The organism is Mycobacterium simiae (assembly GCF_008370645.1).
Lineage (GTDB): Bacteria > Actinomycetota > Actinomycetes > Mycobacteriales > Mycobacteriaceae > Mycobacterium > Mycobacterium simiae_A.
In genome coordinates, this window is the sequence record NZ_VTZN01000159.1 from 1 (window position 1) to 11,544 (window position 11,544).

Consider the following 11,544-nt stretch of genomic DNA (forward strand, 5'->3'; position numbering starts at 1 on the left):
AGTGGCCCACCGTACCGAGCATGGTTGTCAGCCTCTGCTTCCTCGCGCAACGCCGCGACCGCCAGGTTCAACCGCTCGGCCAGTTCCCCATGGGAATACCCGGTCATCACACCGGGATGCAGTGTCAGCTTGAGCAACCGGCCGTCGGAATTGGTCGTAGCCTGAATGTCGCCCAGGTCTACGCTGTAGGTAACGGTTTCTGCCTGCGCGACAAGTGCTTCCCACTTATCGGCTGCCTCGCTGAGTTCCCGGAGAACCGATTCGACGAGATCTTTGTCGCTCAGTTCCGCACGACTGTCCGACCCCGACACCAAGACAGTATGTCCACGGCTCCAACCAGCGTCAATTCAAAGCCACCTGTACTGACCGGTCACTAGGGCACCATCCTCATTGCGGGCCTTGATTTGAGGTTCGTGGAAGGGACTCGGCGGGAGCCGGGGTGACGGCCATGGTCGGTCGCTTGTAGAGGGCCAACATGACACCGCCGCCCCCGACTTCCCCGAGGCCGAAAACCGGCAACCGGGAGATGCGCCGCAGAGCGCCGGTTAGTGACCACCCAGGGGCCGGCCTCGCCGCCGAGTCGTCGTCGCTGCCATGTTGAGGAGTCGAATTGTCTGTTGCTGTCGCAGTGTTCTTCGTCGGAATCGATTGGGCTGCGCAATCCCATGCCGTGTGCGTGATGGACCAAGCGGGTAAAGTCGTGGCCCGCTTCACCATCGACCATTCCGTAGACGGGATCGCCGCCCTGATTCGTCGATTGGCCAAATACGCTGCCGCTGAAGATGTTCCGATCGCAATCGAACGCCCGAACGGGCGGCTGGTGGACCTGCTGCTGGAGGCCGGGCATCCGGTCGTGCCGGTCAGCCCGAACGCGATCAAAACCTGGCGTGAGGGCGAGGTCCGCTCCGGCGCCAAGTCCGACGCCGCTGACGCCGAAGTCATTGCCGAATACCTGCGGCAGCGCCAACACCGACTGTGCGTGGCCATCCCCTACAGCGATCCCACCATCGCGGCACGTACCGTGGTCCGTACCCGCACCGGCCTCGTCGAGCAACGAGTCGCGGCGACTAACCAGCTCTCGGCGCTGCTGGACGCGCACTGGCCCGGCGCCAAGACGACCTTCGCCGACGTGGAACCCCCGATCAGCCTGGCTTTCCTGACCCATTACCCCACCCCAGCCTCCGCGCTGCACCTGGGCGAGAAGCGATTGGCGGCGTTCTTGGCCAAACAGGGCTACTCCGGGCGCCGCCATCCGGGCGTACTGCTGGCCCGGCTGCGCGAAGCCCCAGCAGGTTCCACTGGCACCGCCATCACCGCAGCACTGGCCGACGCCGTGGCCGCCCTGGTCGGCGTGCTCACCGCCCTCAACGCCGCCATCAAGAACCTGGACCGCTCGGTAGCCACCCGACTCGACGAGCATCCAGACGGCAAGATCTTCGCGTCGCTGCCAAGGTCGGGTCAGATTCCCACTCGGCGAGTATCTGGGCGGCGTTGTCCGTCGTAGGCTTGGCGGCAGGCCGCACAGATCTACAACCAAGCACGACACGCGGGCAAAGACCACCCACACGCCGTGCGCATCCTCGCGCGTGCCTGGATCCGCGTCATCTGGCGCTGCTGGCAAGACGGCGTCCCCTATGACCCCGCCCAACATGGCGCCGCAACCAAACTCTCGACCGCATCTGCGGCATGAGGTCGACATAGAGAGTGTTATGTGTGGAGTTCCCGAAACCAGGCCAGGTGATAGTTAGCTGCTACTGGGTCTCCGGTGAGCTTACTTTCGGTGGCCGCCAACAACATACAGTTGAGCAACAGAGCGGGATCGGCACTGGGATACTGAGCCACCACCCCATGGCGCGCGGTATCCAGGTGCACTCGCAGTAGGTCGATTTCGTCTCCCACGAGGTCAGCTCCGGCGGCGGCGGCGTTGGCCAGGATGTGTACTGCCCGCGGCAATCCGTCGCGCCGGGTGGCTTCGCTCAGCTCGCGATCCAGATTGTCAACCGTCGGCAATTCACGCGGCTGCTCCGAAGATTGCGTTGCACGAAAGTCGCACGCCCAGGCCAACGGATCACCCGGGCGATAGGTCGCCAGACGGGTCGTCGTGCCGATCAGCTCGGTGACCCCGCCGCTACGTCGCCGCGGTTTCAGCAACCGCACACCTTCGGGGAGCCTGATGCCCGGCGGTAGCCACCCGTGAGCAACGTCTGTGACCAGCACCGTCGTACCGTCCGCAGATAATCCGACCGCCCAGTTCAGTCGCGGTTCCTGACGGGCCACGAAGGTCAACAGCCGCTGCAATCGCTGGTCGTCGGCCTCCGGCTGCGTTAGTGGCGGTCGGGGATGCTCGGGCGTCGGCGCTGCGGGTTCATCTGGCTGCTGTTCACGCGCCAGCGGCTCGGCAGCCGGCTGATCGTCCTGCACGGCCGGCAGCACTTGCGTCTGGTCTCGATCCATACCGCGAGCCTCGTGCAGTTGACGCAGTGTCGATTCGACTCGGCGCACAGCCTGCGCCCGGGCCTCGTGGATCACCCTGGCTTCTGCGGCGCGCCGGGCGGAGTCGAGCATCACCGCTGCCCTAAGGCTGCGCAGCTCCCCGTTTGCAGAATTGGCGATTCGCTGCAAATCTGACGTCAAATACTCTGTTAGCGCAGCGGTTTCGGCGTTGTTCAGCGACAGATCGGCAGGCCAGAGCCCGCCGATCACCCATGGTGTGCAATCCGGCGGAGCGCTGAACGCCGGGATCGTCAGGGATTCCTCGGTCGCTTTCCGGAGGCGCTGGCGCGCCGTCCTCCTGCCGAAGATTGCCACCGGCTCAGCGTACCGGGGTGCGAACATCCTCCGCGGACAGTGAATTGTGCCGGCGCGATGGCATGGGTAGCGTGAGGCCATGGCTGATTCTGCGCTGCAGCAGCAACTCGACGAGGTGCGTGCCTTGCTTTGCCGCGCGCGAGAATTGTTCGGCGCCAATCCGATTGAACCGCCCACGGATATTGCGCCAGATCCCGATACCGCGAAGACCTGGATGCTTTAGCGGGTCAGCGGCGGCGCGGACGCAGTTGATGCGCCAATAGTTTCTCGATCGCCGTATCGAGATCATGGGTTGTCGGCACCTTCGCGGACGGCGTATGGCCGGCCGCGACGATCTCGTCGCGCACTACCAGCAAGGCTTTGAGGCAGGAGACGTCGGCTGTCAGCCGTATCCCCTCAGCCAAAGTTCGGGCATCGGTATCCATCGCGCCCTCACTGATGGTGACGCTATGCATGTATCCGCCGCGGCAGGACCGCACCAGAATGTGACCACTGGGGTGGACGGTATCGAAGGCGGGATTGGCGTCTGTCATCGACCGTCGTCAAGGATGGCCCGGAACTCGCGCGCCGCGCCTTGCTCCTGCTGCTCCCACATGGCGGCCGACGTCTTGAGATTCTGCGCGATATCGGCATGATTATCGGCTTGCTGCTCGTAACACTGGCGCCGCAAGTCAAGCAGTTCACGTCCCGCGCCGCGAAGTTCGCTGAAAATCGGTCCGAGCGACTCCAGGCTCTCCAGGATCGCGGCATGCGAGGCGGGCACGGTGCGCAAGTATTCGGAGGTCTGCTCGTGACGGGCCGCGGCTTCACGCAAGTGCGCCGGCGCCACATGAATTCGATCTGCCATCCCCAGCTCCTCGTTTTGCGCCGGCGGTCAGGCCGGCGGGCTCAGTATTGTGAAGCGGCCGGCGTGGACGCCGGTCGGGTCGGTGTGGGTGCGTCGGCCTTGGCCGGCGAGGTTGTGGTCGGCGCTGTCGGTGGATGTTCCCAGCCTAGAAACCTTGGTCCACCGATGCTGGAAACCTGTTGGATCTGGCCATCGAGAAGGGCTTTGCCGTGGCCGAGCGCAAGCGCATGGCGATCGGCCAATAGGCCGATATCGCCTGGTGCGAGCCGTGATGCGTCGATCGGGTGAGTCACCGGCGTGCCCGGTGGGGGCAGGGTAATTCCTTGCTGTTGGAAGGCATCTGGGATCGGTACCCCGCTGGCGGCGGCCTTGATGGCCGCGGCGAGTTGGGGACTGGCGGCGGTGACCGTGTCACCGTTGGGCAGCGTGACGGTTGTCGGACCCGTCGCCGCCGGCTGACCCGACGGCGCGTCCTTGTCCTGCTCTTCTTGCTTATCTTGGGCGGGATCGTCGGGGGCGGTCTGGTCCCTCGGCTTCGGGTCGTCGGAGTCCGGCTCGCTTTCGTCGAGATCCCCGGGGTCTGGTCCGGCCCCGCGCAGCAGGCCCGGCAGCGGAGGCCCGGCGGGCGCGTTCCAACCGAGGCCGGAGCCTGGTAGAGGTGCCCCTGCTGGCATCGGTAAGCCGCCGAGGTTGGGCATGCTTGGCATGGTCGGGACCATGGGCGGCGCACTGGCGGTACCGCTTGGCATTATCGCTGGCTCCTCGGCCAGCAGCCCTGGATCGTCCAGCAAGAGCGAGTCGAGGTAGGGATCGCCAGCAGCCAGGCCCGGCTGCTGGCCGGCACTGCCTGCGGCCTCGACAATGCCGGCTGCCGGTGCCGGTGCGCTGGCTGGCTCATTCCGCGACGCGTTGTACAGCGATGTCCACGCCGCCATCAGGGCCGCCTTGGACGTGTCATCAAGACTGGCGTTGGCGACCACCTCCCGGATGTCCCTTAGCTTGCTGATCAAGAAACGCTGGAAGTCGCGGGCGCCGGCCGGCGTGTCTAGATCTGACCGAGTCCGCACCGCAGCTTCGGTTTCTTGCTGAAGTTTATTCAGCGCCTCCCTACCCTCGACGGCTTTCAGGTGCGCATTCAAGATCGCCGAGACTACCTGCAGGTCGAGCTGCGAGCTTACCGAGTTCTGATGCGCCAGAGCGGCTTCCGCGTCTGCGATGGCATTGGCGGCGTTACCTCGATCTCGATCCGAGGACGCCGACGGCGCCTCGGCAGGAGCTGCGCCCTGCTTAGGGCGTTGCCGCGATCCTGTCATGTCGCGTGAGAGTACCCAGGCACCCTAACGACGACAATTCACCTGCGCTCACTTGTGCGAAATTCGCCCGCAGGGTCGGCATAGTGCGCCAGTAAGCTTGACAGCACAGCGCTTTTGGTGCGATCCAGCTCATGGGCGTGGGCCACGATCGCCGCGATCTCGCGTTGCTTGGCAAGCAAGAATTTTTGAAACTCACGGGCCCCCATCGGGGTGTCGGCGGCCAACTCCTCCTGCTTTGGCAACGCGCCCTCGATCTCGGCGCCGATCGCGTCCAGCCGGCGGATGCTTTCCCGCATGATGGCATGCGCACTGGCGAGCGCCTCGGCCAGCGCGCCGTCGGCCTCAACAATCGTGTCGTATCGCCGACCCAGCGCCGCTTGCCGCGCCTGGATGGCATCTAGCGATGGCCCGGCTTGCTCCGACATGGGTTCACCTTCCCGTCCCGCCCACTGGTCCGGGCGAAAATCGGCCGCTCACAGCGGCCTACGGATCTGCACGTTGCTGCCCAACCGGCTGATCCGGACCGCAGCACCCGAGTACGGAGCTTCTACCACCAGATTGTTGCCAATCGCCAGCTGGACGTGCCCCGGATGAGGAAACACTAGGTCGCCCGGCCGGACATGCGAGCGTGCCACAGGTATCCCCTGGTGGATCTGTCGATAGGTGGTGCGGTCCAGGTGAACACCGGCTCGTTCGTAGGCCCATTGGACCAACCCGGAACAGTCGAACTGGTTGGGTCCGGTAGCACCCCAAACATAGGGACGACCTAGGCGTGACAAAGCAGCTCGCACCGCGATCCCGGCACGGTCGCTCGGTGCCCGCCTGGACTTTGCGCCGCGAGGATGCGACGTCGGATACCGCAGCGCCCGCAGCGCCGATAGGTACCGTCGTGCCTGCCGGCGCGCTGCCAAGACATGTGCTCGTTGAGCACGCAGCCGCGCCACGCGTCGAAGGAGGGCCTCACGCTGGGCCATGGGGGTCATCGGCATGACAGCGGCGTCCGCGTGGGCCTGCTGCAGCACGGTGCCGGTCAACTGATGAGCCGCTTCCCGGTCCCGGTGGGCATCGGCAATGATCGCGGCGATCGCAGCATCGGTTCGGGCCGCAGCCAGCAGAGCCTCTCGGCTTTGGTGCGCTGTGAGCTGATAGCGGCCATGACCTACGTCGAGAGATCCCTGCAGCAGGTGCCCGTAGTGCGCGGCGTCCGCGCCGAATAGCGGCAGTCGACTGCCACCGACGAACATCTGGTGGGCGCGTCGTAGCGTCTCGACTTCGGTGTAGCTCACTGCAGTCGTTCACCGCCACTCTGATCCTGGTCGTTCGGCTCGCCGGATTCGACGGCATCGACGAAGGCCCGGATGCGGGGGAGGGCTCCTGCGGGAATGACCCCTCGATTGCGGATCTCCCACATCTCGTCAACACCGACACCGACGAGCGCAGCGATGACCGCTTCTGGTAGCGGCGACCGCGCACATGCCCGGTCGAACCGCGCGCTCAAGCTCGTCGGCATCCGTTCCAGCAGAGCAGTACGTGTCGCTTCCAGCGCCTGCAGATGAGACATAAGCCGGCAGCTCGACTCCGAGCCGGCGTTTACCGCCACCCGCCAAGAGCTAGCCGCCAGCATCTCCGCCTTCACGCATTGCGCGATCACAGAGAGAATATACGTCTCATATTCGTTTGATGTCGTCGCTGGCAATCTATCGATAACCGATCGCAGGGCATCCAGCTGAGCTTCGGCGTACCCCTCGAGCACATCGGTGTCGTTGTGGCGATCCACCGTCACAGCGCCGGAGCGTCGCGGCGACATAGCCTCAAGCGGCTGCGCCGCCATCAATCGGGTGAGCTCAGCATCAGGATCCGCCGCAACCAACAGCCGCGAATAGGTACCGGGCGGCAGGCCAAGTCCGTTTTCAACTTTCTGAACTGTGCTTTTATGCGGCTTGCGGGCGCCCCGTTCCAGGTAGCTGAGCCCCATGATGCTGACGCCGGTTGCGGTTGCCAAGTCGGCCAGCGACCAATCGCGCGACTCGCGCAAGGTGCGAATAGCCGCGCCGGCCGATTCACGGCTCACCGCAGGCTCCGGCCATAGCCGGATATTACACAGCTCGACCCACAGACTAGGTCATATACGTTTTTATCACGTTTCTCTTGTCAGCGGCGGCTGGTTGTGTATACGCTTTTGCCTACGTTTCATCGATCTAGGAGACAGAGACAAATGGCCAACCCTTGTGCAGCCAACCCGGAACTGTGGTTTGGCTACCCCGACGACGACAGCGGCGACGGCGCCGCGAAGGCACGCGCCTACGAGCGGTCCGCCACCGAGGCAAGGATTCAGTGCTTACGCCGATGCCCGCTCGCACAGCAGCGCTTGTGCGCCCAGCGAGCCGTCGAGCATCGTGAGGAGTACGGCGTATGGGCCGGCGTCAAACTCCCCGGCGGGCAGTACCGGAAGCGGGCGCAGCTGGCTCAGGCCCATGACGTGTTGCGGCAGATCGCCGCCGGTGAAATCAATGCTCGACAGCTGCCGGAAAATGCGGCTCTGCTGGCGCGTAGTGAGCGCGAAGCCATGCCGGCAATAGCGGTCGTGTTGCACCTGCCGTCGACACATTTCGGCCCACGCACAGCCGCGTAACAAGACTCTGGTGGCGATCGGATTGCTGACGTCGCTTCGGGTAGATCCGGGGGCACGAGCCGCTCGACTCCGAAGGATCTTCGAAGCGGTCATGCGGGTTGTCAGGTGCGGTGCCCGCCGGTCCGGCAACCGGCGTAAGGTCGCTGGACGTATCGCGCCCACGATGAAGGGTGGACGGTGAGCAACCTTGAAGCCGCCCCTGCTGAAGTGGCTTGTAGTGCTTCGCGGTTCGCGGGGATCGAGGTGCTACGTCCGCGAGACGTTCCGCTCGGCGGACCACAAGCGCTGCAGGTGCAACGGACACTTCCGCAGCGGCAGCGCTCACTGATAGCCGCGTGGTGTTTCGTCGATCACTACGGCCCTGCGACTAGACTCGCCGCGCGCATGGACGTCCCGCCCCATCCCCACACCGGACTCCAAACGGTCAGCTGGTTGTTCAGCGGGGAAGTGGAGCATCGCGACAGCGCGGGTGTGCACGCCATAGTTCGGCCCGGTGAAGTGAATCTGATGACCGCCGGCGCGGGCATCTGCCCCTCCGAAGTTTCGGTAGCAGCCGGTGTGCTGCACGGAGTCCAGTTGTGGGTCGCGCTGCCTGACTTTGCTCGCGACACCAAGCGCGACTTCGCCCACTACGCACCGGCACCGATTTCGTTGCCCGGCGCACGGGTTCGGGTATTCCTCGGTGAGCTGGCAGGAAGCAGTTCGCCGGTGCACACATTCACTGCGCTAGTGGGCGCCCAGATCGACTTGAACCCCGACATGGCGCTGCACATCGACGTCGACCCGGCCTTCGAACACGGTGTGCTGTGCGATGCCGGCGAGCTGAGAATGGGCGAGGCGACGCTGGTCGTAGGCGAGCTGGGCTACCAGGGCCCGGGTCGCGGCGCGCTGCAGGTGGCAGTCGTGGCAGGACCGCGATGAACGCTTCGGGGTCGTGGCTGGGTACCAGGGATCCGTGGATCGACTGCCCGCCCCGCCACTGCCGATCACCCGGCTGCTGCCCAGACCGATATTCAACCGGAAGGAAGCGCAATGACCACCGACAAGACCGGCGCCGAGACCACGGTAACCGCCGCGGACGGCCAGTACCGGATTGCAATCGACGGCAAGGTCGTCGGCGTGGCCAACTACGTCGACCGCGGCAACCAGCGCGTCTTCGACCACACCGAAATCGACCCGCAATTCGGCGGACGGGGACTGGCTACCATTCTGGTCGAGGAAGCACTAAAAGACGCGCGCGCGGCGGGCAAGCGCATCGTCCCGGCGTGCTCCATGGTCGTCACGGTGCTCAAAAAGCATCCCGAATACGCCGCCATCACCGACCCCATCTAACTGCTCGCCTCTGGCCTGGGTGCTATCTAGCCGGCTGGTCGGGACGGAGCTTGCCGCCATGTTCGACACCGCAGGATGGGCGCTCATGGTGATGGTCGCCTGAACCTCAACGTGGACGTAACAGGGATGGGTTCCCGATGAACACCACCAAAGAAAGTCGAAGGGTGACCGCGGCCGTCGTGATAGGCGGTGGTCTCGCAACCGTACTGCTCGCGCCGGGCGCCGGATTATCTCCAGTCAAGCCCGGCCCGAATCCGACACCGGATCCGATTTCTGGCGGCGGCCCGGGGGTCAACTGCCCGAAACCAGGCACTCCGCCGCTGCTACCCAGGCAGCGGGGTGCAACACCACCGGGGAACTGGGAAGGACCTTCTAGCTACGGGCCCAGGGCGCTGGGGATTCTGCCTGATGAGGCATGGCGGCTTATTCGGTTGGGTGGAAGCCGGACGCGTCGGCCTGGGGGCATCTATGTGGCCGCGGGCATTTCGTAGCACGATCACAGAACGAAATGGCGAACCACCCGTGCGCTATGCGGGTTGAGTGACACGACTGGCCTCACGTTTTCAGCGTTTCGCCGGACTCAGTCGCCTGCATCGTCACTCGAGCGGGGACGAAACGCGTCACCCATTGCCGGACGCCGGGTGGCTTGGTGCCCGTAGACTCCCTCCGGATATGCCGTCTCGGCGTGCTGGGTGAGATCGACACCACTCACTTCGTCCTCGGCGCTAACCCGGAACCCCATGACACGCTGAATCAGCTTGGCCAGCACATAACTCACCACGAAGGCGTAGAGGCCGACCACCACCATCGCCAGCGCCTGCTTGCCGAGCTGACCCAATCCGCCGCCGTAGAACAGCCCCCGCGGGCCCTGGGTCATCACTGCAGTGGCGAGCAGCCCAATCAGCAACACACCCACGACACCGCCGACGAAGTGCACGCCGACGACGTCGAGCGAGTCATCGTAGTTGAGTTTGAACTTAACCAGGATCGCGAACGAGCACACAATTCCGGCCACCAGTCCAACGACCGCGGCGCCTAGGGTGTTTACCGTGCCGCACGACGGCGTGATCGCCACCAAGCCGGCGACCACTCCCGAGGCGGCGCCGAAGGTGGTCGGCTTGCCATCCCGGAGTTGTTCCACCGAAAGCCATCCCAACATGCCGAGACAGCCGGCGACCAACGTATTGAGGAAGATGGCTGAAGCTAAACCATTGGCGGCCAACGCCGAACCTGCATTGAAGCCGAACCAGCCGAACCACAGCAATCCCACACCGAGGAGCACGAACGGCAAGTTGTGCGGGCGCATGGCTTCCACTTTGAAGCCGATGCGGGGACCGAGTACCAGTGCCAACGCCAGGGCCGAGGCACCCGAAACGATCTCTACGACCAGCCCGCCCGCGTAGTCGAGCACCCCCATTTTGAACAGCCAGCCGCTGGGCGCCCACACCCAGTGCGCAATAACGGAGTACACCGCCACCGACCAGACGGGCACGAACACCATCCAGGCCGCAAACTTGGCGCGGTCGGCGATAGCACCGCTGACCAGGGCAGCGGTGATGATCGCGAAGCTCAACTGGAAGGTGGCGAACAACAGTTCCGGAACGGATCCGTGCGCAGTATCCGGGCCTATTCCCCGCATCCCGGCGTGGGCTAATCCACCTGCGAAACCGCCAGCGAATCCGCCCGCACCGGCGCCGGAAAACGCCACGCTGTAACCGAGCAGTAGCCATGCCACCGTGACCAGCGGTATGGAGATGAAGCTCATCATGATCATGTTGAGCACGCCGGTGGTACGTACCATGCCCCCGTAGAAAATCGCCAGCCCGGGGGTCATCAGCAGCACGAGTGCCGTGCTGGCCAGCAGCCAGGCCGTGGCAGCGGGATCGATGTCCAACTCCAGCTCCTTCAATAGTCCTCGCTGAGGATATCGGCGCGGATTTTCAGATGGACGATAGACGCGGCTGTTGCGTAGCCGACCGCCGATTGCCCGATACCCCACTTCTGTTGTGCGATGCAGCGCTGGGTAGGCCGGCCGCCGTGGCGCTGGTCGCAGCGATCAGACCGCGACGCCGGCGAGGCTAGGGCGCATCAACGGCATGCCCATCCGGACGTCGGAGCGGCTCGCGGTACCTGCGCAACCGCGGTGGCGGCACGACTCGACGCCTACACCATCCCCCTCGTCGCGGCTGACGCCAGCAGAAAGCATTGAGCAGTGGCCCTCGATTGGTGCAACAGGCTTTCGCAACCGGTTCAGAGCCCGCTCGTGTAGTCAGTTGATGGGCGCATCAATACTGCGCAACCGACAGAAACCCAGCCGATGGCCGCGGCAACCAGTAACCGGCGACGCGACCCAACACAGCAGTGCAGTGGGCGAAGGGGGACTTGAACCCCCACGTCCCGAAGGACACTGGCACCTGAAGCCAGCGCGTCTGCCATTCCGCCACTCGCCCGAAACAACCGGAGGACCATACCACTGTAGTAGCCGGGTGCCCCAACCGCTCCCAACCGGGGCGAGCAACCAGCCGCTCGCAGCCAGCCTAGGCGCTTCACGTCATCCCTGAAGGGGAGGGGTGCCCTGAAGGGGAGGGGTGCTGTCAAAGCGTTAGCGACCT

The 11,544-nt window shown here is 64.7% G+C and carries 14 protein-coding genes, 1 tRNA gene and 1 pseudogene; 6 read left to right on the forward strand and 10 right to left on the reverse strand.

The annotated features are described in order from the left end of the window. A partial coding sequence (locus F0Q45_RS20500) for a DUF2710 family protein (RefSeq protein ID WP_149655693.1) occupies window positions 1-314 on the reverse strand: 314 nt, incomplete at its 3' end. Between the two features lie 296 nt (window positions 315-610). On the opposite strand from F0Q45_RS20500, the gene F0Q45_RS20505 reads away from it, so the two are divergent. After that, window positions 611-1,504, forward strand: a complete 894-nt coding sequence (locus F0Q45_RS20505; protein WP_223163929.1) for an IS110 family transposase — start codon at window positions 611-613, stop codon at window positions 1,502-1,504. Window positions 1,505-1,707: 203 nt separating this feature from the next. Here F0Q45_RS20505 and F0Q45_RS20510 read toward each other — a convergent pair whose 3' ends face one another. Next, a complete protein-coding gene (locus F0Q45_RS20510; RefSeq protein WP_149655694.1) occupies window positions 1,708-2,808 on the reverse strand; it encodes a DUF5632 domain-containing protein in 1,101 nt (366 codons plus the stop codon). A gap of 79 nt (window positions 2,809-2,887) precedes the next feature. On the opposite strand from F0Q45_RS20510, the gene F0Q45_RS27910 reads away from it, so the two are divergent. Next, complete coding sequence (locus tag F0Q45_RS27910) at window positions 2,888-3,031, forward strand: hypothetical protein (protein WP_188113052.1); 144 nt, start codon at window positions 2,888-2,890, stop codon at window positions 3,029-3,031. 4 nt (window positions 3,032-3,035) lie between these two features. Here F0Q45_RS27910 and F0Q45_RS20515 read toward each other — a convergent pair whose 3' ends face one another. The 6 genes from F0Q45_RS20515 to F0Q45_RS20540 are packed head-to-tail and all read right to left on the reverse strand — an operon-like array spanning window position 3,036 to window position 7,039. Then, the gene (locus F0Q45_RS20515) at window positions 3,036-3,341 is read right to left on the reverse strand and encodes a DUF2694 family protein (RefSeq protein WP_149655695.1); all 306 of its coding nucleotides are present in this window, start codon (window positions 3,339-3,341) and stop codon (window positions 3,036-3,038) included. Further along, window positions 3,338-3,655 carry an ESX-1 secretion-associated protein gene (locus F0Q45_RS20520; protein ID WP_149655696.1) on the reverse strand — a complete coding sequence of 106 codons (318 nt, stop codon included), beginning with the start codon at window positions 3,653-3,655 and terminating at the stop codon, window positions 3,338-3,340. The genes F0Q45_RS20515 and F0Q45_RS20520 overlap by 4 nt, the downstream gene beginning before the upstream one ends. A gap of 41 nt (window positions 3,656-3,696) precedes the next feature. After that, the gene (locus F0Q45_RS20525) at window positions 3,697-4,968 is read right to left on the reverse strand and encodes a DUF4226 domain-containing protein (protein ID WP_149655697.1); all 1,272 of its coding nucleotides are present in this window, start codon (window positions 4,966-4,968) and stop codon (window positions 3,697-3,699) included. A gap of 38 nt (window positions 4,969-5,006) precedes the next feature. After that, window positions 5,007-5,393, reverse strand: a complete 387-nt coding sequence (locus F0Q45_RS20530) for a DUF4226 domain-containing protein (protein ID WP_149655698.1) — start codon at window positions 5,391-5,393, stop codon at window positions 5,007-5,009. Between the two features lie 48 nt (window positions 5,394-5,441). Continuing rightward, window positions 5,442-6,254 carry a C40 family peptidase gene (locus tag F0Q45_RS20535; protein WP_149655699.1) on the reverse strand — a complete coding sequence of 271 codons (813 nt, stop codon included), beginning with the start codon at window positions 6,252-6,254 and terminating at the stop codon, window positions 5,442-5,444. Further along, complete coding sequence (locus F0Q45_RS20540) at window positions 6,251-7,039, reverse strand: helix-turn-helix domain-containing protein (protein ID WP_149655700.1); 789 nt, start codon at window positions 7,037-7,039, stop codon at window positions 6,251-6,253. The genes F0Q45_RS20535 and F0Q45_RS20540 overlap by 4 nt, the downstream gene beginning before the upstream one ends. A gap of 144 nt (window positions 7,040-7,183) precedes the next feature. Here F0Q45_RS20540 and F0Q45_RS20545 point away from each other — a divergent pair, with 144 nt between their 5' ends. The 3 genes and pseudogenes from F0Q45_RS20545 (at window position 7,184) to F0Q45_RS20555 (ending at window position 8,932) form a co-directional block, all read left to right on the forward strand. Beyond that, the gene (locus tag F0Q45_RS20545) at window positions 7,184-7,600 is read left to right on the forward strand and encodes a WhiB family transcriptional regulator (RefSeq protein ID WP_149655701.1); all 417 of its coding nucleotides are present in this window, start codon (window positions 7,184-7,186) and stop codon (window positions 7,598-7,600) included. 177 nt (window positions 7,601-7,777) lie between these two features. Then, window positions 7,778-8,636 (forward strand): annotated as a pseudogene (locus F0Q45_RS20550) (pirin family protein). Next, entirely contained in the window at window positions 8,633-8,932 is a 300-nt protein-coding gene (locus F0Q45_RS20555; protein WP_149655702.1) for a GNAT family N-acetyltransferase, read from the forward strand. Before F0Q45_RS20550 ends, F0Q45_RS20555 begins: the two are co-directional and overlap by 4 nt. Before the next feature lie 580 nt (window positions 8,933-9,512). On the opposite strand, the gene F0Q45_RS20560 is transcribed toward F0Q45_RS20555, so the two are convergent. Further along, window positions 9,513-10,826: an ammonium transporter gene (locus tag F0Q45_RS20560; RefSeq protein WP_149655703.1), complete on the reverse strand. Its 1,314-nt coding sequence runs from the start codon at window positions 10,824-10,826 to the stop codon at window positions 9,513-9,515. A 117-nt stretch (window positions 10,827-10,943) separates the two neighbouring features. Here F0Q45_RS20560 and F0Q45_RS27915 point away from each other — a divergent pair, with 117 nt between their 5' ends. Beyond that, the gene (locus tag F0Q45_RS27915; protein ID WP_188113053.1) at window positions 10,944-11,141 is read left to right on the forward strand and encodes a hypothetical protein; all 198 of its coding nucleotides are present in this window, start codon (window positions 10,944-10,946) and stop codon (window positions 11,139-11,141) included. A 158-nt stretch (window positions 11,142-11,299) separates the two neighbouring features. On the opposite strand, the gene F0Q45_RS20565 is transcribed toward F0Q45_RS27915, so the two are convergent. Continuing rightward, window positions 11,300-11,382 (reverse strand) — tRNA-Leu (locus tag F0Q45_RS20565). Window positions 11,383-11,544 lie beyond the last annotated feature (162 nt).

Coding starts and splice junctions, on each gene's coding strand:
- F0Q45_RS20520 (WP_149655696.1), bottom strand. CDS start 3,655: ATGGCAGATCGAATTCATGTGGCGCCGGCGCACTTGCGTGAAGCCGCG.
- F0Q45_RS20515 (WP_149655695.1), bottom strand. CDS start 3,341: ATGACAGACGCCAATCCCGCCTTCGATACCGTCCACCCCAGTGGTCAC.
- F0Q45_RS20545 (WP_149655701.1), top strand. CDS start 7,184: ATGGCCAACCCTTGTGCAGCCAACCCGGAACTGTGGTTTGGCTACCCC.
- F0Q45_RS27915 (WP_188113053.1), top strand. CDS start 10,944: ATGCAGCGCTGGGTAGGCCGGCCGCCGTGGCGCTGGTCGCAGCGATCA.
- F0Q45_RS20530 (WP_149655698.1), bottom strand. CDS start 5,393: ATGTCGGAGCAAGCCGGGCCATCGCTAGATGCCATCCAGGCGCGGCAA.
- F0Q45_RS27910 (WP_188113052.1), top strand. CDS start 2,888: ATGGCTGATTCTGCGCTGCAGCAGCAACTCGACGAGGTGCGTGCCTTG.
- F0Q45_RS20525 (WP_149655697.1), bottom strand. CDS start 4,968: ATGACAGGATCGCGGCAACGCCCTAAGCAGGGCGCAGCTCCTGCCGAG.
- F0Q45_RS20555 (WP_149655702.1), top strand. CDS start 8,633: ATGACCACCGACAAGACCGGCGCCGAGACCACGGTAACCGCCGCGGAC.